Annotated in this window: 18 protein-coding genes, 1 riboswitch and 1 other annotated feature; of the genes, 7 read left to right on the forward strand and 11 right to left on the reverse strand. The window is 65.2% G+C overall.

Features of this window, described 5'->3' with window-relative positions; genetic code table 11:
* Positions 1-11: 11 nt before the first annotated feature.
* The gene (locus tag ACFPK0_RS00585) at positions 12-1,097 is read right to left on the reverse strand and encodes a DUF748 domain-containing protein (protein WP_377337621.1); all 1,086 of its coding nucleotides are present in this window, start codon (positions 1,095-1,097) and stop codon (positions 12-14) included.
* 1,032 nt (positions 1,098-2,129) lie between these two features.
* Between ACFPK0_RS00585 and ACFPK0_RS00590 the strand changes: the two genes are divergently transcribed.
* Positions 2,130-2,846 carry a glycosyltransferase gene (locus ACFPK0_RS00590; protein ID WP_377337623.1) on the forward strand — a complete coding sequence of 239 codons (717 nt, stop codon included), beginning with the start codon at positions 2,130-2,132 and terminating at the stop codon, positions 2,844-2,846.
* Positions 2,847-2,878: 32 nt separating this feature from the next.
* Positions 2,879-3,247, forward strand: a complete 369-nt coding sequence (locus tag ACFPK0_RS00595) for a DUF488 domain-containing protein (RefSeq protein ID WP_377337625.1) — start codon at positions 2,879-2,881, stop codon at positions 3,245-3,247.
* 8 nt (positions 3,248-3,255) lie between these two features.
* On the opposite strand, the gene ACFPK0_RS00600 is transcribed toward ACFPK0_RS00595, so the two are convergent.
* On the reverse strand, positions 3,256-4,185 hold the full coding sequence (locus tag ACFPK0_RS00600; protein ID WP_056083359.1) for a patatin-like phospholipase family protein: 930 nt from the start codon (positions 4,183-4,185) through the stop codon (positions 3,256-3,258).
* A gap of 154 nt (positions 4,186-4,339) precedes the next feature.
* Between ACFPK0_RS00600 and ACFPK0_RS00605 the strand changes: the two genes are divergently transcribed.
* A complete protein-coding gene (locus ACFPK0_RS00605) occupies positions 4,340-6,148 on the forward strand; it encodes an SLC13 family permease (RefSeq protein WP_377337627.1) in 1,809 nt (602 codons plus the stop codon).
* 92 nt (positions 6,149-6,240) lie between these two features.
* Here the strand turns inward: ACFPK0_RS00605 and ACFPK0_RS00610 are convergent, their stop codons facing one another.
* Complete coding sequence (locus ACFPK0_RS00610; RefSeq protein WP_056083356.1) at positions 6,241-7,212, reverse strand: helix-turn-helix transcriptional regulator; 972 nt, start codon at positions 7,210-7,212, stop codon at positions 6,241-6,243.
* A 127-nt stretch (positions 7,213-7,339) separates the two neighbouring features.
* Here ACFPK0_RS00610 and ACFPK0_RS00615 point away from each other — a divergent pair, with 127 nt between their 5' ends.
* Together ACFPK0_RS00615 and ACFPK0_RS00620 are read left to right on the forward strand one after the other, a co-directional pair.
* On the forward strand, positions 7,340-8,236 hold the full coding sequence (locus ACFPK0_RS00615; protein ID WP_056083353.1) for a hypothetical protein: 897 nt from the start codon (positions 7,340-7,342) through the stop codon (positions 8,234-8,236).
* 85 nt (positions 8,237-8,321) lie between these two features.
* On the forward strand, positions 8,322-9,119 hold the full coding sequence (locus ACFPK0_RS00620; protein WP_056606962.1) for a DUF481 domain-containing protein: 798 nt from the start codon (positions 8,322-8,324) through the stop codon (positions 9,117-9,119).
* Between the two features lie 256 nt (positions 9,120-9,375).
* On the opposite strand, the gene hemC is transcribed toward ACFPK0_RS00620, so the two are convergent.
* Positions 9,376-10,290, reverse strand: a complete 915-nt coding sequence (hemC, locus tag ACFPK0_RS00625) for a hydroxymethylbilane synthase (protein WP_056083347.1) — start codon at positions 10,288-10,290, stop codon at positions 9,376-9,378.
* A gap of 185 nt (positions 10,291-10,475) precedes the next feature.
* Positions 10,476-10,529 (forward strand) — a sequence feature (sul1 is cis-regulatory element that is thought to sense ions involved in sulfur or methionine metabolism; They are found in Alphaproteobacteria).
* 73 nt (positions 10,530-10,602) lie between these two features.
* Here hemC and ACFPK0_RS00630 point away from each other — a divergent pair.
* Complete coding sequence (locus ACFPK0_RS00630; RefSeq protein WP_377337631.1) at positions 10,603-12,084, forward strand: SulP family inorganic anion transporter; 1,482 nt, start codon at positions 10,603-10,605, stop codon at positions 12,082-12,084.
* A gap of 30 nt (positions 12,085-12,114) precedes the next feature.
* Here ACFPK0_RS00630 and ACFPK0_RS00635 read toward each other — a convergent pair whose 3' ends face one another.
* On the reverse strand, positions 12,115-12,774 hold the full coding sequence (locus ACFPK0_RS00635) for a glutathione S-transferase family protein (protein WP_377337633.1): 660 nt from the start codon (positions 12,772-12,774) through the stop codon (positions 12,115-12,117).
* Positions 12,775-13,211: 437 nt separating this feature from the next.
* Here ACFPK0_RS00635 and ACFPK0_RS00640 point away from each other — a divergent pair, with 437 nt between their 5' ends.
* The gene (locus ACFPK0_RS00640; RefSeq protein WP_377337635.1) at positions 13,212-14,264 is read left to right on the forward strand and encodes an NAD-dependent epimerase/dehydratase family protein; all 1,053 of its coding nucleotides are present in this window, start codon (positions 13,212-13,214) and stop codon (positions 14,262-14,264) included.
* Between the two features lie 279 nt (positions 14,265-14,543).
* On the opposite strand, the gene ACFPK0_RS00645 is transcribed toward ACFPK0_RS00640, so the two are convergent.
* From ACFPK0_RS00645 to ACFPK0_RS00670, 6 genes are all read right to left on the reverse strand, one after another.
* Entirely contained in the window at positions 14,544-14,993 is a 450-nt protein-coding gene (locus ACFPK0_RS00645; RefSeq protein ID WP_377337637.1) for a hypothetical protein, read from the reverse strand.
* Positions 14,993-15,556, reverse strand: coding sequence for a hypothetical protein (locus ACFPK0_RS00650; RefSeq protein ID WP_377337639.1), 564 nt, complete (start codon positions 15,554-15,556; stop codon positions 14,993-14,995). Before ACFPK0_RS00650 ends, ACFPK0_RS00645 begins: the two co-directional genes overlap by 1 nt.
* On the reverse strand, positions 15,549-16,301 hold the full coding sequence (locus ACFPK0_RS00655) for a TIGR04255 family protein (protein WP_377337640.1): 753 nt from the start codon (positions 16,299-16,301) through the stop codon (positions 15,549-15,551). The genes ACFPK0_RS00650 and ACFPK0_RS00655 overlap by 8 nt, the downstream gene beginning before the upstream one ends.
* A gap of 318 nt (positions 16,302-16,619) precedes the next feature.
* Complete coding sequence (locus tag ACFPK0_RS00660; protein WP_377337641.1) at positions 16,620-17,327, reverse strand: LytR/AlgR family response regulator transcription factor; 708 nt, start codon at positions 17,325-17,327, stop codon at positions 16,620-16,622.
* Positions 17,324-18,361, reverse strand: coding sequence for a sensor histidine kinase (locus ACFPK0_RS00665; RefSeq protein ID WP_377337644.1), 1,038 nt, complete (start codon positions 18,359-18,361; stop codon positions 17,324-17,326). The genes ACFPK0_RS00660 and ACFPK0_RS00665 overlap by 4 nt, the downstream gene beginning before the upstream one ends.
* A gap of 26 nt (positions 18,362-18,387) precedes the next feature.
* Positions 18,388-19,053, reverse strand: coding sequence for an alpha/beta hydrolase (locus tag ACFPK0_RS00670; protein WP_056083313.1), 666 nt, complete (start codon positions 19,051-19,053; stop codon positions 18,388-18,390).
* Between the two features lie 126 nt (positions 19,054-19,179).
* Positions 19,180-19,403: riboswitch (cobalamin riboswitch) on the forward strand.
* Positions 19,404-19,499 lie beyond the last annotated feature (96 nt).

Genomic DNA, 19,499 nt, shown 5'->3' on the forward strand with positions numbered 1-19,499 from the left:
TAGCAGCGGCATCAGTCGCTTTCAGTTGCCTTCGGCGCGGGCTTCAGATCCTCCAGCTGCGGCGTGTATGCCTTCACGAACGCATTGCGCAGCACGCCCACGATCGCGGCCCAGGTGCCCAGCTTCCTGTCGTCGATGCGCCCGCTGATCGGCACGCGGGTGGCGAACTGGTCCTTCGCGTGATTCTTGAACAATGAAGTGACGCCCTGCGCCACGGCTTCCCAGGCCACGCGCAGCGGATTCTTCTTGTCCTCTTCCACGTCCTGTTTCCAGCTGAAGATCTCGACCCCGTGAAGCAGCGGCTTGGCGTAGCCATCGAGCTGGCCGTCGCGCGCCTCCAGCTGCATCGTGAAATCGCCGCTGCCGCCGGCGAAATCCAGCTTGGCGTAGGCGCGGGCGAAATCGTTGAGGCGGGTCAGCTGGATGTCCCTGATGCGCAGCTCGACCATGAAATCGCCGCTTCGGTCGAGCGGATCGATGCTGGCCTTGACCTGCAGCGGCGCGTCCTGCAGCACCCTGGCAGTGGCCTGCAGGGTGGCCACGCGGCGGCCGTCGCGGCGGTCGGCGTTGGTGAGATTGACGACGGTGCCATTCACGTCGGTCATCTTCATGTCCACCCGCGGATGCGAGGTGAAGTTGTGGAAGGTGACCGTGCTGTCGTGCACTGCCAGCTCGTCCAGCCGGATCGGCACCAGCATTTCCAGCTGGTCGCGCCAGTTCACGCCCTTGCCCGACTGGCCGCTGGCGTTGCCGTCGCCATCCACGAAATTCAGCGATGCGCGGGTGAACGCCACCTTGCCGCGCAGGCGGCCGTGGGTCAGTGCGCGCCAGCTGATCGCGATATCGGTGTGGGCGGCATCGAACAGCGGCACCGGCACCTTGCCGCTGACCTTGACCACTTTCAGCCCGTCGATGCCGTAGGCGCCGCGCCACAGGTGGATGTCCACATCGGCCAGCTGGCCGTGGTAATCGCCCATCCGCTCCATGCGCTGGTTGAGGTAGCTTTTCACCGCATACGGCAAGGCCAGCCGCGCCACCACCAGCACCACAATCACCACCAGCAGCCAGCCGACGGAGCGGCGATATCGGAATTTCATGGGCGATCCTTTCGGGGCTCCGGCGCATTCTAGGAATGTGAATGTGGGCGCGATGTGGGCGGGGCGGCCTGTGGGAGCGACTTCAGTCGCGATGCTTTTTGGTTTTGATGTTGCTTGTAGAGCGAAGAGCTTTCGATCGCCTTAGGCGACCGAGTTGCTTTCTCTTTGCGTGCTCAAAGAGAAAGTAACCAAAGAGAAAGAGCACCCCGCTTACGCGCCTTGCGGGCATCCTGCCCGCAAGGTACGCGTGCGGGCTACGGGGTTTGTCGACAGTCCATCCATGGACTGACGCCAAACTGGTTCGCGTCCATGCGAACCACCCTGCGGGCTCTTCCTTCGCCCGCCCGCCGCTTCAGAGGGGCCCCGGGTAGAGCAGCGCGCCATCGTGGCGCGCACTCGGTGCGCAGCGGCGTTGCCGCTGCGAGAGCGTCGCGGCATGGGGCTTTCCTCAAAACTCCGATCACCCTGAGCGTAGCCGCGCAGCTTCGAAGTCGAAGGGTGAGGCTAAGTGGCAACCCTTCGACTTCGGCCTTCGGCCTACGCTCAGGGCGAACGGTTGAGGCTGGCGGCTTTGCCTTTGCCTTTCCTTTTGCCCTTGCTTCATCCCGAGTGCGGGCCAGGATGGCCCGCTGCTCTACCCGGGGCCCCTGTGCGGCGGTGAGGCGGGGTCGACAGGCCGCGGAGCGGGAGTCGACAAGGATGTCGGCTCCTTTTCGTCAGGGCAGGATGCCCTGTCGAAAAGCCCGGCCCCGGCTCACGGACTTGCCGCCCGTGGATGGGCGGCAAGCGCCAAGTGGGGTGGCCTTTCTCTTTGGTTATCTTTCTCTTTGGCCACGCAAAGAGAAAGTAACTCGAGCGCCAAAGGCGATCGAAAGCTCTTGCTCTAAAGCCACATTCAAGAGCAAAAGCATCGCGACTGAGGTCGCTCCCACAGCCATTTCCCAGAGCGCAGCCGCCTAGTGGCGGCGCTAGGCATTAAACTCTGTTGTCGCTGCGCCGCGCGCAGCCTTTGTCTCGCTGAAAGGCTTCCCCATGCCGCAATTATCCGTCGTCGTTCCCGTGTTCAACGAGCGCGACAACATCCCGCCCCTGCTGGCCGAGATTGCCGCCGCGCTGCGTGGCAAGCTGGCGTTCGAGATCATCTACATCGACGACGACTCCAGCGACGACAGCCGCGCGGTGCTGGCGGCGCAGAAAGCGCTGCATCCGGAGTTGCGCGTGTTGCATCACGTCACCCGCAGCGGCCAGAGCACGGCGGTGTGGAACGGCGTGCGGGCGGCGCAGGCGCCGTGGATCGCCACGCTGGATGGTGATGGCCAGAACGACCCGGCCGACATCCCCAAATTGCTGGCCGCGCGCGATGCCGCGGCGGCCGACGTGCGGCTGTTCGCGGGCTGGCGCACCACCCGCCGTGACAGTTTCAACAAGCGCATTTCCTCGAAGGTGGCCAACGCGGTGCGCTCGCGCATGCTGCGCGACGCCACGCCGGACACCGGCTGCGGGCTGAAATTGTTCGAGCGCGAGGTGTTCCTGCGCCTGCCCTATTTCGACCACATGCACCGCTACCTGCCCGCGCTGGTGAAGCGCGCCGGCTTCCAGACCCAGAGCGTGCCGGTGGGCCATCGCCCGCGCACGGCGGGGGTTTCCAAGTACGGCATGCTGGACCGGCTGTGGGTGGGGCTGGCCGACCTGCGCGGCGTGGCGTGGCTGATGCGCCGCGGCAAGGTCACCGTGGTCGAGGAACTGTAACCGCCGCCTGCGCGCGGCCTGCGGAGGTTGTCATGGGCATCGCCATCAAACGCGTCTACGAGGCGCCCGCCGAGGGCGACGGTTACCGCGTGCTGATCGATCGCCTGTGGCCGCGCGGGCTGAAGAAGGAGGCGGTGCTGATGGACGTCTGGGCCAAGGCGCTGGCCCCGTCCACCGAACTGCGCAAGTGGTTTGGCCATGACCCGGCGCTGTGGGACGAATTCCGCCAACGCTACGCGGCCGAGCTGGCCGACTCGGCCGACGTCTGGCAAGCGCTCGCGCGGCGATCCGCCAGGGAGCCGGTGACCTTGCTGTACGGCGCCCGCGATGAGGAGCACAACGACGCGGTGGCGTTGCAGGCGCTGATGGAGCAGTGGCTGCGCCGGCACAAGCCGCGCTGAGGCCGGCGTCAGGGGTTGCGAACGGGCGCCCCGCCGCGGTGCCAGTTGGCGAGCGCGTCGCGGGTTTGTTCGTGGCCGCGTTCGATCAATTCGCTGGCGCGGTAGAACTCGTACGCGCTGGCCATGTTGCGTGGCAGCTGGATCAGCAGGTCTGGCTCGTAGGCGGCCAGCCGCAGGCGCGACAGGTTCGCCTGCATCAGATCCATCGCCTGCGTCAGCAGCTCGAACGCGCCCGGTACCGCCGGCCGGGCTTCGCCATGCGGGATCATGCGGCCGATGAAATCGCCGATGCGCTGGCGGTAGCCGTTGCCTTCGCGCGGCGCCTCCGCCGGCACATTCGCCGGAGTGGCGACCAGCGCCGGGCCGTCCACGCTGACGGCCACCAGGTAGTCGGCCGCTTCACGGATCAGCGGCGTCACCGGCACCGGGTTGAGCAGCGCGCCGTCGATCAGGCGCCGGCCGTCGAGGGTGTACGGGCGAAACACGGTGGGGATCGCGATCGACGCGCGGATGGCGTCGAACAGGCTGCCACGGCCCAGCCACACCTCGCGCCCGCGGTCCAGGTCGGTGGCCACCGCGGTGAAGGTCAGCGGCAGCTCCTCGATCAGGGTATCGCCGACCAGGGCGCGCAGCGTCTCGATGATCTTCTCGCCCTTGATCAGGCCGCCGCCGGAGAACGTCCAGTCCACCAGCCGCAGCACGTCGAGCTTGGCCAGCGCGCTGACCCAGTCGGCGTACACATCGAGCTTGCCCATCGCGTGGATGCCGCCGATCAGCGCGCCCATCGAGCTGCCGGCGATGGCCACGATCTCGAAACCCTGCGCCTCGATCTCGCGGATCACCCCGATATGCGCCAGGCCCTTCGCGCCGCCGGCACCCAGCGCCAGCGCGACGGTGGGTTTGCGGACGGTGGAGGATGCGGGCAAGGCGTCGGTCATGGCTTCGTCGAAGGGGTCCGGGTCATCACGATACGTTGGCACCAGCCTGTGTTGAAGTCCACGCATTCTGGAACCGACAAGGTGTTTGTCCCATGATGCGGGGCGTGAATGACGACAAACCAATCGCCCACACCATCGTCGGGCGCCGGATGTCTTGCGCCGCGAAATCGCGCCCGCGCTGCGCGGGGGGGCGCCGGTGAGCTGGCAGGCATGGGCCACGGTCGCGATCATCGTGGGTGCGATGGCGCTGTTCGTCAGCGAGAAAGTGCGCATCGACCTTGTGGCGCTGCTGGTGCTGGGATCGCTGGTGGTGCTGGGCATCGTCACACCGGTGCAGGCCTTGTCCGGCTTCAGCAACGAGGCCACGGTGACGGTGGCGGCAATGTTCGCGCTGAGCCTGGGCATCGAGCGCTCCGGCGTGCTCGATCCGCTGACCCGCCTGCTGATGAAGATCCGCAAACCATGGCTGCTGACCCTGGCGATGATGCTGGCGATCGCGCCGCTGGGCGCCTTCGTCAAGAACATCGCGCTGGTGGCCACCTTCCTGCCGCTGGCGCTGCGTGTATGCCAGCGCACCGGCACCTCGCCCGCGCGGGTACTGATGCCGATGGCCTACGCCGCGCAGATGGGTGGCGTGTGCACCCTGATCGGCACTTCGTCCAACCTGCTCGCCGACAGCCTGGCGCAAAAGCACGGCATGGCCGAGTTCGGCGTGTTCGAGTTCACCCAGTTGGGCGCGGTATTGGCGGTGGTGGGCATCACCTACCTGATGCTGATCGGCCGGCACCTGTTGCCCAAGCACATCGACGCGACCCTGCCGCAGGGCAGCGACATCGGCAAATACGTCACCGAGCTGGAAGTGAGTGAGGATTCACCGCTGCTGGGCACGGCCATCGCCGAGGCGCGGCTAGGCGAGAAGTTCAACGTCTATCCACTGGAATTGCTGCGCGGCGAACGGCGCATGTGGTCGCCGCGCGAACAGAAACTGCAGGCTGGCGATGTGCTGCTGGTGCGCGGTGACTGGGACAAGATCGAGGAATTCCAGCGCCAGACCAGGCTGCACAACGCACCCGAGCGGCGCTACGCGAAAGAGGGCGAGCAGCCCCGCGTGCTGGCCGAGATCATGGTGGCACCGGCCAGCCCGGTGGAGGATCGCCGCCTGGCCGAGATCGGCCTGGACTGGCGCTACCGCGCCACGGTGCTGGCGTTGCACCGGCGCGGCGAAGTGCTGCGCGACAAGCTCAGCGTCACCCGCCTGGCCGTCGGCGACGTGCTGCTGGTGCTGGTGGACGAAGACGCCATGGCCAAGCTGCGCAGCGACGAGACCTTCATCGTGTTGAACGAGCGCGACGATTCCCGTGGCATGTCGCGCAAGGCGATCGTGGCTGCGGCGATCATGGCCGCCGTGGTGGTGGTGTCCGGCCTGCACTGGCTGCCGATCCCCATCGCCGCCATATGCGGTGCGGTGGCGATGGCGCTCACCGGCTGTTTTGGCCGTAAAGACGTCTACGAGGGCATGGACTGGAAGATCATCGTGCTGCTCGGCGCGATCCTGCCGTTGGGACTGGCGATCGAGAACACCGGGTTGTCCACCGTGGTGGTGCAAGGCGCGATGGAACTGGTGGGCGGACACGGCCCGCTGGCCGCGCTGCTGATGGTCTACCTGCTCACCGCGCTGCTGACCGAGCTGATGGGCCACAACCCGTCGGTGGTGCTGATGGTAGGCATCGCGATCACCGTGGCGCACGCGGTGCACGCCGATCCACGCCCGTTCGTGGTGGCGGTGGCCTTTGCCGCCGCCACCTCCTTCGCCACCCCGGTCGGCTACCCCACCAACACCATGGTCTATTACGCCGGCGGCTACCGCTTCACCGACTTCATGAAGGTGGGCATCCCGCTGATCGCGATTTTCTGCGCGGTGTCGATGTGGCTGATTCCGGTGTTCTGGCCTTTCAATCCCTAGGAGCAGGGAATGGAGAATGGGGAATAGGGAATGGGCGGATAGGAGGCTTTTCCGATTCCCGATTCCCGATTCCCGATTCCCGATTCCCAGCTTCACTGATACCCGCCCAGGGCCAGCTGCAGCAGGATCTTCATCTCCTCGCGCAGCGACATTGGTGCCACCACTTCGGCATCCGGGCCGTACTTGAGTACGTCCATCAGCAGTTCCTTCGAGTTGGAGTACGGCACTTTCAATTCGTAGCGGCCGTCGGGCAGCCACTCGCCTTTTTGCTGGGAGTGCCAGTGTTCGTCGGCGACCCAGCGGGCGGCGTGGGCGGAGAAGCGCAGGGTGGCCCAGGCTTTGGGTTTGCCGGCGAAGATGCCGTAGCTGGAGGCGAGCAGGTCGTTGAGGTCGCCTTCGCTGACGTCGATCGCCGGCTGCTCCAGCGCCTGCGCCTCGGCGATGCGGTCCACCGCGAAGCTGCGCAGCGCCTCGCGGTCGTGATCCCACACGTCGAGGTACCAGTTGTCGCGGTAGTGGGTCAGCCGCTGCGGCGACACGGTGCGGTGGCTGTCGGCATTGGTGGTGCGCGCGCGGTAGCGGAAGCGCAGTTGCCGCCGCCGCAACACGGCACCAGCCACGGTGCGGAACACCTGCTGGTCCAGCCGCCGCTCGCCCCAGGGGATCACCCGGATGCGCTCCAGCGGCAAGGCGGTGCCGCTGCCCTGGTCGGTGAGCAGCCCTTCGATGCGCGCCTTGAACGGTGCCAGCGCGCCGGCCAGCACGCCCGGTCCGCTGCGGCCCATCAATTCGTTCAGGGCCAGCAACGCGGCCAGTTCGTCGGAGGTGAGCCACAAGCCGGGCAGTTCGAAACGCTCGCCCTCGCCCAGTGCGTAGCGGAACGCGGCCGAATCGCCGCCGGCGCTTTCGATCGGCGCGCCCAGCGCATCGCGCAGAAACGCCACGTCGCGATACAGCGTGGCGCGGGAGCATTCCAGCTCGCCCAGCAGGCGTGGCAACGGGATCGGGTAATGCGCCGATTTCAGCATGCGATGCAGGGTGAGTATGCGTTCGTAGCGGTCCATGACGCGGGTCCAGGCTGGGGTTGGAATGCAGGCGTTGTAGCACGGGCGGCGTGTGTGATGCGGTCGCCGGGACACACCGGGGCGCTTGCCGTATCCTGAGCGTTCGATGCCTTGACTGACAACGTCCATGCCACCGATCTCCTCCTCGCCCGATGCCGCGCCGGCCAACGACGCGAACGGCAGCCAAGCCGCGCGGGCGGTCACCCATGTGGCGGCACCGTTCTGGCGCGTGCTGGCCACGAGCGGCTACGGCCTGTGGGCGTGGCTGGGGATGGCGTTGGTGTTGGGACGGCCGGATGGCCGCAGCGGAACGCTGGTGCCGCTGGCGGCCGGGCTGGTGCTGGCCGGGTTCGGCCTGATGCTGGCCTGCCTGCCGGGGCGCGGTGCCGCGCACGACTGGTATGGCTGGCAGCCGTATCGCGACAGCCGACCCACGCGGGCGGCGTTGCTGGCGTTTGTCACCTACCTGCCGATGCTTGGCGTGGCCGGCCTGGCCCGCGGCGACAACGATTTCTGGGCGACGCGACTGGCCGGTGCGGCGCTGGCGCTTTGCAGCCTGGCCAGCCTCGCCTACAACCATTACGACCATCGCCGCCGCTGGGTGCGGCCGGCACCGCCGCCGCCGTCACGGCAGTTTCCGCTGCGCCGGGTGCTTTTCGCCGGCTATGCCGGTGGCCTGTGCCTGTGGGCCATCACGGTGGCGCAGGGCCAGCAGGGCTCGCCATTCCTGGGCATGCCATGGCTGGCGGTGTTGCTGGCGCTGGCGCTGGCGACGTGGGTGACGGAAGTCCGGGCCTGGCGATCGCTGGAGCGCCGTCGCCCCGCACGCACGGCGGTATTGCGCTCGGCCCGGTGGGTGTCGACCTTGCTGGCCTACGCCGTCCCGGCGCTGGCGATCGTGCTGGCCATGTGGATCCACACGCCGCTGCTGGCCGCTGCCGTGGCAGCGCCCAGTTGCCTGCTCGGGCGCTGGCTGGAACAACGCCAGTTCGCCGCCGTGCGCCGGAATGACATCATCCGCTGAACTTGCCGGCGTCATTCATAGCAAGTTCAATGCGGCCGGCTATCGTAGTAACTCACTTTTAATTAACAAATGGATCGCTCCCCGGATGAAAAAGACCTTGATGGCCAGCGCGCTGCTGGCGGCGTGTGCCAGTTTCGGCGTGCAGGCGCAAAGCGCACCCAACAACGGCGGCTGGAGCGGTTCGGGCGAGTTCGGTTTCGCGTCCTCCACCGGCAACTCGCGTTCGGAGAACCTCAACGCCAAGCTCGGCCTGAACCAGGAAAACGACCAGTGGAAGAACAGCTTCTTCGTCGACGGCCTGCGCTCGAAGAGCCAGCAGACGATCGAGGACGAAGCCGGCAACACGATCAAGGAGTTCAACACCACCGCCAACCGTTACGACGGCGGCGCGTCGGTGGGCTACAAGCTTGATCCGCGCAGCTACATCGTGGGCGCGGCGCGTTACGAGCACGACGATTTCGGCGCCAACCTGTGGCAGGGCATCGTCTCGCTGGGCTACGGCTACATCGCGTTGAAAGACGAGCGCAACGAGCTCTCGTTCGAAGTCGGCCCCGGTTACAAGCGTTACCGCCCGGCTGACACCCACATCATCGTGGACAACGAAAGCGTGGCCGTACGCCAGCCCACCGAAAGCGAGATGGTCGGCCGCGGCCTGGTCAACTACAAGTACAAGCTCACCGAAAACACCTCGTTCGACGACACGCTGCTGGTCGAAGCAGGCTCGAAGAACACCTACCTGCAGAACGACGCGGGGCTGGCCGTCAGCATGACCAAGAAGCTGGCGCTGAAAGTCGGCTTCCAGGTGCGCCACAACACCGACGTGTTGCCGGGCACCAAGAACACCGACACGCTCACCACCACCAACCTGGTCTACAGCTTCTGAGCTGATTGCACCGGGGTATCGCCACGGCCCTTCCGCGCAAGCGGGGGGGCCGTTGTCGTTGGAGAGCGGTCGCCTTTCTTCCTCCCCTGCTTGCTGCGGGGGAGGGCCGGGGAGGGGTTTCGCTCTTGACCTTCGCGGCAAGCCCGAGCCACCCCCTCCCAGCCTCCCCCTGCCAGCAGGGGGAGGAGCCACAAGAGTGCCTCGCCGTACTCCCTCCCCTGCGCGCAGGGGAGGGTTGGGGAGGGGTCGCTCTACCTCACAATCCCAACAGCGCCCCGGCGCCCTGCTGCAACAGCGCCTCGGCCACCTGTTCGCCAAGGGCTTGCGCCTGGTCGCTGGTCGCATGGGCTTCGGCGTGCAGCAATCGCCCACGCTCCACATCACCCACCATGCCGCGCAGATGCAGGCCGTGTTCGCCCAGCACGCACCAGGCGCCCACCGGTACGGTGCAGCTGCCGCCCAGCGCGCGGTTCATCGCCCGCTCCGCGCTGACGGTGATGCGCGTATCGGTATCGTCCAGCGCCGCCAGCAACTGCAGGACGCGCGGATTGTCGTCGCGTGCCTCGATCGCGATGGCCGCCTGCCCCGGCGCGGGCAGCCAGTCCGGCGCGGCCAGTCGGGAGCGGATACGCGAGGCCAGGCCCAGCCGTTCCAGCCCCGCGCACGCCAGCACGATGGCGTCGTAGTCACCGGTATCGAGCTTGCCCAGCCGCGTGCCCACGTTGCCGCGCAGGTCGAGCAATTGCAGATCTGGCCGCAGCGCCCGCAACTGGGTCTGTCGCCGCAATGAGGACGTGCCCACCCGCGCGCCCTGCGGCAATGCGGCCAGGTCGGCGTAATCGTTGCTGACAAACGCATCGGCCGCATCCGCCCGCGGCAGGATCGCCGGCAGCGCAAAACCCGGCTCCAGGTCGGCCGGCACATCCTTCAGCGAATGCACGGCCAGGTCGGCGCGCCCTTCCAGCATCGCCACTTCCAGCTCCTTCAGAAACAGGCCCTTGCCGCCGATCGTGGCCAGCGGCTGATCCAGGATCTCGTCGCCGCGCGTACTCATCGGCACCAGCACCACATCCACCGTGGGATGCGCCACGCGCAGCAAGGCCGCCACGTGCTCTGCCTGCCAGAGGGCGAGCGCGCTTTTGCGGGTGGCGATGCGCAAGGTGGTGGTCATGGGGACTCCGCGGGCATTGGCAAAACCGTATTGTCGCGCAGAACGGCGGGCCAGACCGCCCGACGATTCGCCGCAGGCCCGACCGCGTTTCGCTTTTACCGTAGCCAGTCCGGCCCGGCTTGCATGTGCCGGTTCCGGCATGGCCGGTTGATCCGCCGCCCCGAAACCGCGAGCATACGCACCTCCATGGACCCGGCCCTGCCGGGTGGCTCGTCCGGGCGCCTATCCCCCGGAAACCTCGCGACACCATCCCCTGCCCGAGAGACATGCCGCTGATGCGGCGGTGTCCGCGAACGCTTTGGCCTGAAAAAAATGCGGACTTTCCCCAACTTCCGGCGCGATTGGCTGACCAACGTGCCCACCGAACTGCTGTCCGGCGCGCTGGTGGCGCTGGCGCTCATCCCCGAAGCCATCGGCTTCTCCATTGTCGCCGGCGTCGATCCCAAGGTGGGCCTGTACGCCTCGTTCTCGATCGCGGTGACCTCGGCCATCCTCGGTGGCCGCCGCGCCATGATCTCGGCCGCCACGGCCTCGACTGCGGTGCTGATGATCACGCTGGTGCGCGATCACGGCCTGCAATACCTGTTCGCCGCCACCATCCTGATGGGCCTGCTGCAGGTCGTCGCCGGCGCGGCCCGGCTGGGGCTGGTGATGAAGTTCGTCTCGCGCTCGGTGATGACCGGCTTCGTCAACGCGCTGGCCATCCTGATCTTCATGGCGCAACTACCGCAGTTCGTGGGCGCCGACTGGCACATGTACGCGATGGTCGCCGCCGGCCTGGCGGTCATCTACCTTTTCCCGCTACTGACGAAACGCGTGCCCTCCGCGCTGGTGAGCATCATCGTGATCACCGCGTTCTCGATCATGGCCGGCCTGAAGCTGCGCACCGTCGGCGACATGGGCCCGCTGCCCTCCAGCCTGCCCCTGTTCGGCGTGCCGCAGGTGCCATTCACGCTGGAAACCCTGCGCATCATCTTCCCCTACTCGCTGGCCATGGCCGCGGTCGGTCTGCTCGAATCGCTGCTGACGGCGCGCATCGTCGACGACATGACCGATACGCCCAGCAACAAGAACCGCGAATGCATGGGGCAGGGCGCCGCCAACTTCGTCACCGGCTTCCTCGGCGGCATGGGCGGCTGCGCGATGATCGGGCAGTCGGTCATCAACGTCACCGCCGGCGGCCGTACCCGCTTGTCGACCCTGTTCGCGGGCTGCTTCCTGCTGTTCCTGATCGTGGTGGCGGGCGACTGGGTAAGGCGCATCCCGATGGCGGCGCTGGTGGCGGTGATGATCATGGTCTCGATCAGCACGTTCGAGTGGTCGTCATTCAAGAGCCTGCGCTCGCATCCATGGCAGTCCAGCGTGGTGATGCTGGCGACCGTCATCGTGGTGGTGACGACGCGCGACCTGTCCAAGGGCGTCTTCGTCGGCGTCCTGCTCAGCGGCGTGTTCTTCGCCGGCAAGGTCGCGCGGATGTTCGAGGTAAAAGCCGCCAGCTCCAGTGACGGACGCATCCTCACCTACTACGTCACCGGCCAGGTGTTCTTCGCCTCCTCCAATAGCCTGGTGGATGCGATCGACTACCAGGATGTGCCGGCCCAAGTGACCATCGATGTCAGCGGCGCCCACTTCTGGGACGTCTCGGCCATCGGCGCGCTCGACGACATCGTGCACAAGCTGCGCCGCCACGGCGCCCAGGTGGAAGTCGCCGGCCTGAACGAGGCCAGCGCATCGATGGTGGACAGGTTTGCCAGGCACCGTCTGCCCGAGCCGGTGCGGAAAGGCGGTGCATAGAGCGGCGGGCAATCACCCGCCGGGCCTCACTCAATCGCGATCCGGCGCGCCCAGCGGGAAAAGCGGCCGGAACTCCCTCGCCTCGTTCACGGCGCGGGCGAAAGAGGGCCGGGCCAGCAAGCGCGCGTGGTAGGCACGCAACACCGGGCAGGTCTCCGGAATCCGCTGCGTCCAGTCCGCGTAGAACAACGCGGGCGCGGCCGCGCAATCGGCCAGCGTGAACGCCTCGCCGGCGGCCCAGGTCCTGCCCGCCAGCTGTTTTTCCAGCCAGGCATAGGCGAGATCCAGCTTCTTCGCCGCAAGCGCAAGCCCGTCCTCGCGCTTCACGGGGTCACCCGTCAGCGCGCCATTCACCGCGTGCTGCACCCACTGCATCACGTGCAGGTCGAAGAAGCGATCGAGAAAGCGCACGTCCAGCGCGGCCATCGAATCCGCGGGCAACAGCCGGACCGGCCCGGGATGCGCAAGCTGCAGGTACTCGATGATGATCGTCGTCTCGACCACGCTGCGCTCGCCATCCACCAGCAGGGGAAATTTGCCCAGCGGCCAGCGACGCAACCACTCGGCCGCATGCTGCGGCGTGTCCGGCCCAAGACAGCGAAACTCGAAGGGAGTGGCGTTCTCGTACAGCGCGATGAGCACTTTCTGCGTGTACGAGGAGAACGGATGACCGTAAAGCGCGAGCGACATGGCGGCGACTCCTCAGGGCTATGCGGGAACGGCGAGGCCGTAGTGTCGCGAACGCCAAATCAATCCGCCAGATACCGCGGCAAACACCCGCCACATGTAGGAGCGACTTCAGTCGCGACGCTCTCGCCGTTGCCGGCCATGAATGTTGCGGGTGGCTTTTCGTGTTGCCGCAGACAAGCGTGCCCCACGGCGCACCCTCATTCCTCAAACTCCGCGGTCAGCTCGACTTCCAGAACATAGGACGACAGGTAAAGCCGTTGCACCTGCACCCAACTCGCCGCGGGCAGGGATGCGCTGTAAAACTCGTGGCGAATGGCCTTGTGCTGAGGCGCCTGCCGTTGTCGCCGGAGCACCTCTCGTGTCACCACCAACCAGATACATTGGCGCGTGGGTCGAATCGTCTCGACCCGGTCTGAGATGGAACGAGGGAGCCCACCATGCGCATGTTGTTTATCGGGGGAACGGGACTTATTTCTTCGGCGGTGTCGCCGCTCGTCGTCGCCCGGGGACACGACCTGACCCTGATCAACAGGGGCACCTCGCTCAAGGCCGATGCCCCGCAGGGCGCTCACGTGATCGTGGCCGACGTCAACGACACGGCGTCGTTCCGGGCGGCGATCAAGTCCGACGTTGCGGCCAACGGCCACTACGACTCGGTGGTCCAGTGGATCGGATTCGATCCCGACCACATCAGCCGCGATATCGAGACCTTCGCGGGCATTACCCGGCAGTACGTCTTCATCTCGTCCGCCTCCGCTTACGAAACCCCTCCAGGCTTCTACATCGCCAGGGAAAGCGCCACGCCGCTTGCCAACCCCTACTGGCAATACAGCAGGGACAAGGCGGAGTCGGAGGCGCGACTTGAGTCCGCCCACCGTGAAACCGGATTCCCGTTCACCGTGGTCAGGCCCTCACACACGTATGCGCATTGCGACATCCCCGCCGCGATCAACTCGTGGACGCACCCGTGGACCGTCGTCGACCGCATGAAGCGCGGCGCCTCCATCCTGGTTCCTGGCGACGGCTCCAGCTTGTGGACCCTGACCGACCATCGCGACTTCGCGCAGGCTTTTGCGGGTTTGTTGGGCAACGACAAGGCGATCGGCGAGGCGTTTCACATCACGTCGGACGACGTGATGACGTGGAATCAGATCCACGCGTTCATCGCCAGCGCCGCGGGCCTGGACCCCGAGCGCATCTACGAGCAGACCGTGTTCGTGCCCACCGATCTCCTGGTGCGCTTCAACAAAGACGCCTTCGAGGGCCCCATCAAGGGCGACAAGGCGAATGCCGCGATCTTCGACAACGCCAAGGTGCGCTCCCTCGTACCCGACTATCGACCGCAACACCGTTTCGAGGAGGCGATCCACGAGTCGATCGCCTGGTTCATGGAAAAACCCGAGCGGCGCAGCATCGACACCGAGGCAAACGCCCTGTACGACGACGTTTCGGCGCGCTTCCTGCGTGGCGTAGGGGCGATGTTCTCGTAGCGTTTCACGGTCTTCGCCAACTGTCTGGTCGGCATAGCCTGCGAAACGGCAGGCATCGGCCAATGGTTGGCGCCGTTTCGATCCAAACGATGGCTGTACTCGGTCATGCGGCTTGGCCGTGAGGCGCTGGCGCGACAATGGTCAAATGCCAGGCTCGCAGAACTCATAGAGCAGATACGAAAGCCATGTCCGGCGCTGCTTGACCAGATGGCCGTGACAGAATGAAAACGTGGGGAAAACCTCGGCCTCCGTCCCGGTTTCCCTGTTTCTGGTCGTGAGCTACTCAGAAAGAGTTGTCAACTTGAATAAGCGAACAAGTCGGTTAGCCACCCCGCCGGTGATCTTCTTTGGTTGATACGGTAAGTTGCGATCCCTACTGCAAATCAATGCATGAGCAGGATTATCTGTGGCGCGAAGGTCATCCTTAATCGGGTCTTCGATTACCTTCAGCGTAATTGGTGACCTTTTACCATCGGCGAGTTCTTCAGCTGTTTGAACTATGTCTGCGACTTTGGCACACCCAATGGCTTTAATATCATTGCGGCCTTCAAAATCCTTCTTGAAGACCTCAACAATTTGATTAAGGTCATAAATCGCTAGCCGACTTACAGACACATTGGAGCAGGTAAAGGCTGATTTCGAGGCGCGCTTGACGTTGTCATCCCAATAGGGATGCATATATGCGCGGACTACTTCTTCGTCACCGGCAAGCGGGTCACCGGCCGCCATCAGATTACCGCGTGATTTTTGAAGGCGTGGGGTACTCCGCTAAGACTCAAATCATTAGCAGAGATAGTGCCCTCTATTTCGCCATTCTCAATAAAGTAGTTTACGCCATCGGGATCGAATTCTAATTCGACAAGCTGAGCCGTTTTATCAAGCCAGTTGACCACGACGTTGCCCTCAGCTGACATGAACACTCCCATTTGTTCCGGGCGCAGTGCGGTGTCGGAAAAAAACTGAGAGAACACATCGATGGAGTCTAGTCTTATGGGTTTACTGGTCGGACCATCCCATCCGGCTCGCAATTGCAAAAAACTTTCCAGTCGCTGAATCCCTAGCTCCCCTAATACCGCCTTAGCGGAGGGGCCGATCCTGTCATGCAACCCTCCAGCGAGAACAGTGGATGACTGAGGGGTAGCATCAGTGGTGGCGTTGGCAGGGTAAATATGCCGTACATGAGACGGGCATTCGGCCGCCACGCTAGGTGGCGTCAGCAGACTAAAGGCTATTACTGTGGCAGTAGCAGCCCCATACAACCTTTCAGGCATTCGGTGGATGCAATCATTCATAAGTAGGCCCGAGCGTCATTACGGCCTCGTCGGTCAAACATTCAAAGAAGACCTCTTTGTTAACACGACGTACCCGATCCAGTTGGTCAGACAGAGAGTCCGCAAACTCTCCGAGCTCCTGCTGTTCCACCGGCTGGACTGTGTCGATATCGATCAACGATCCCTCCTCCGCAGCCTGACCTTGTGCCTGAACTATGGCGCCACCGATGAGTTGAACAATAGTTACCAAGCCATTGTTCCGAATTTCGGTCCGCATATGAGTGGTTCGCATATCTAATTCAAGACCGCCCACGCGAAGGTTCCAAGCCAGTGCGTTCTGAGGGTTTGGTTCCTCATTTGCTTTCAGGACGTTCAAATATTTGATGGAGAGGCGCTCAATTCCGGAAATCAGCTTGGACGCGAGAAGATCGTTGAAGACCTCAGTGATTAGATCCTTGAAACGAAGCCATCCAAGGTAAGGGGCGGGATTGGTCACCGCCACCGAGCGTTCACCAATCATTACCAGAACACCCTTGAACTTGAAGCGTACTCGCGGAACATAGGCCAATTCGGGGTCAATCATACGCATTGGCTCAGGGAACATCGCCGCCGGTAGCTGTTGAAGCTCGGAGACATCACCAGGGTGCTTTGCTAGTAGGTAGCCGGGGAAAACCGTGTTCAACGCTACTTGACTGGTAACGCGCAGCTGGCATGTGGCTTCGACAAGAGGTTCCCTGTTGAGCTTCACCGGCAAGCGTTTGGGCATGTGAATTGTCCATTTGGTGATAGGCGCAAAGGCGCTCAAAGCGTAACACAAGAGTGCATTCACGCAGTCAACTATCTAGCAAAAACACTAGCAATTTAGCCTTGTGCCTCACGTGCGCGAGTGCTGCTGTGCCAATACGGATCAGGCCACCTCGCGATGTTAACTTGGGGAATTTGGCCGCATCGAGTCTACTCCTCTATGGCTTCGCCACCCGGTTTCCTTAGGTTTTCGGCGTCTCCAAGGCACGCTTCCTCCAACTTCCGTTCCTGGCTGTAGCGCCCTAGGGGAGGGAGATCCCACTTATTAGGGCCGTCCAACTCACCCCAATCGCAACAACTTCCGCACCGCCGGCAAATTTCTCCGGCTCACTTCAGGCGCCAGCTCAGTGCCTTCCAGCCGTGCCAACGCACGGCCATCCGGCAAGATTTTCAGCCCCAGCAAGCGAGCCGGCGGCACCAGGCAGTTGCGGTGCAGGCGCAGCAGTTGCTCGGGATAGGTTTCCTCCAGCTGGCGCAGCGATTCCTCGATCAGCAATTCCCCTCCCTGATGTTGCACGACCACGTATTTCTCTTCGGCCAGCAGGCAGATCACTTCGTCGAGCGCGATGCGCACGGGTGCGCCGCGGAGGCGGCCGTGGAGGAAGGTGGTGCGTTCGCGGGGTTGTTCGGCCAGCCGTCGTTGGGCGCGTTGCAGGGCTTCGCGCAGGCGGTCGAGGCGTACGGGTTTGAGCAGGTAGTCGACGGCGCCCAGTTCGAAGGCCTGCAGTGCATGGGCTTCGTAGGCGGTGCAGAAGATGATCAGTGGCCGCGAGCGTCCGGCCAGTCGGCCGGCCAGGGCGGTGCCGCTGAGTGCGGGCATGTTGATGTCCAGCAGCAGCACGTCGGGCTGCAGTTCGCCCAGCACGGCCAGCGCGGCTTCGCCGTCGGCCACGCTGCCGACCAGTTCGCAGCCGTCGCATTCGGCCAGCAGTGCGGCCAGGCGGGCGCGTGCCAGCGGTTCGTCGTCGACGATCAGTACGCGGGTCATGCGGCTGGCCCCGGCAGGTGCAGGGTCACCACGAACTGGTCACCGCGCGGGCCGGCCTCGAAGCGGGCGCGCGGGCCGTAGTGGTAGGCGATGCGCTGGCGCACGCTGTCCAGGCCGTGGCCGTTGCCCGGTTCCGGCGGTGTGGTGGGCAGGGGGTTGATGATTTCGACCATGACGCCAGCGCCTTCGCGGGCGCCGCGCAGCACCACCTCGCCGCCCGCGCGCAGCGGCTGGATGCCGTGGCGCACGGCGTTTTCCACCAGCGGTTGCAGCAGCAGCCGCGGCAGCGGGAAATCGGCCGGCAGCTCATCCAGCTGGCGCACCACGCGCAGGCGCTCGGCCAGGCGCCATTGCTCGATGGCCAGGTAGCGCTCGATCAGCGCCAGCTCTTCGCCCAGCGTGCCGGTGTCGGTGTCGTGCTGGCCCAGCGCGGCGCGGAACAGTTCGCACAGGTCTTCCACGGTGCGTTCGGCGGCGGCCGGGTCGACCCGGATCAGGGCCGCCACGGTATTCATGCTGTTGAACAGGAAGTGCGGCCGGATGCGCGCCTGCAACGCACCCACCTGCGCCCGCGTCACCGCGGCCAGCCGCGCCTGCCACTGCGCCAGCACGTAGAAATAGCGCAGCATCGCCGCGCCCAGCAGCGCGGCGATGACGGCGTTGTCGCGCACGAACGCACCCATCGACGCGGTGATGAAAGGCATTTGCAGCGAGGCGTCGAGCCAGTGCACGGCCGCGCTGGCGGCCACCACGATCAGCATGATCAGCAGCCACGCGCCGAGGTACGGCCAGCGGCCCGGCAGGCGTTGCAGCCACGGCCGCGATTTGCACAGAAGCACCGCGATCACCAGCGCCAGCCAGCTGACGAACAGCACCGCCACGCTGTAGCCGGACCAGCCGCGCGTCTGCCCGGGCGCCAGCCACATCACGGTCACCGTCAGCGCGCCCACCACGAACCAGGCGAACACCGCCGGCAGCCGGCAGAAGTCCGGCAAGGGGCTGGCTTCGGGGCGGCGGGCGGGCGGTTCGCGCATCAGGCGAGTATGCCGCACCGCGCGGGTCAGGCCAGCCGCGCGCCCAGCCACTGGCGCAGGTCGGCGATCTCCTGGGCGCAGACCGAATGCGGCATCGGGTAGCTGTGCCAGTCCACCGTGTAACCCAGCGACAACAACAGATCGCGCGAATCCACGCCGCGCTGGTACAACACCACCGGATCGGCGCTGCCATGGCCCCAGAAGATCGGCGTGGCGCCGTTGGCCAGATGGCGTTCGGCGGCCAGCAGGCTGGATATCGGCACGTAGGTGGACAGCGCCACGATGCCGGCGAGCTTGCGCGGATGGCGCAGACCGGCGCTGAGCACGATCGCGCCGCCTTGCGAGAAGCCGACCAGGAAGATGTTTTCATCCGCCACGCCGCGCGCGTTCTCGCGGGCGATCAGCGCCTCGACGGCGGCGATCGACACGCGAATCCCCGCCTCGTCCTGCGGCGCCCGCGCGTCGAAACCGTGGATGTCGTACCAGGCGCGCATCGGCACGCCGCCGTTGATCGTCACCGGCTGCACCGGCGCATGCGGAAACACGAAGCGCAGCGCCGGCCAATCCTTCGCCACCAGCTCCGGCACGATCGGCGCGAAGTCGTTGCCATCCGCACCCAGGCCGTGCAGCCAGATGATGCTGTGGGTGGGGTTGGCGGCGGTTTCGTGTTCGACGGTGGGCAGCAGGGACATGGCATCGATCGGCGGTGGAAGACGGGCAGCATCGTAGCAGTCGCCCGGCGCCCGCCCGGACCGTTCGCGATGCTTGTGCGGCGTAGCACCACACCGCCCGCTCGTTGCCTCAACTACCCCGCGACGCTAAAGTGGCTCGGTTCAGGTGTCCCGACGGCTTCACGCCGAAGGGATGAAACGGGAAGCCGGTGCGTGGTGTTGATCACCGCAAGGCCGGCGCTGCCCCCGCAACGGTAAGCGAGAATCGTCGATCAGCGAATGCCACTGTGCTTGCACGGGAAGGCGCTGTTCGAGGCAGGTTTCCCCTGCCACTCGTGAGCCCGGAGACCGGCCTGCACGATTCCTGGTGGCTCGCGGTGGGCGAGGCCGAACAGTCGTGTCGGCGCTCGCCTGCCCGTTGTTCCGTCCCCTCCTTCTTCGCCACCGGCTCATTGACGCAAAGAGCC

The organism is Rhodanobacter ginsenosidimutans, assembly GCF_042655685.1.
Lineage (GTDB): Bacteria > Pseudomonadota > Gammaproteobacteria > Xanthomonadales > Rhodanobacteraceae > Rhodanobacter > Rhodanobacter ginsenosidimutans.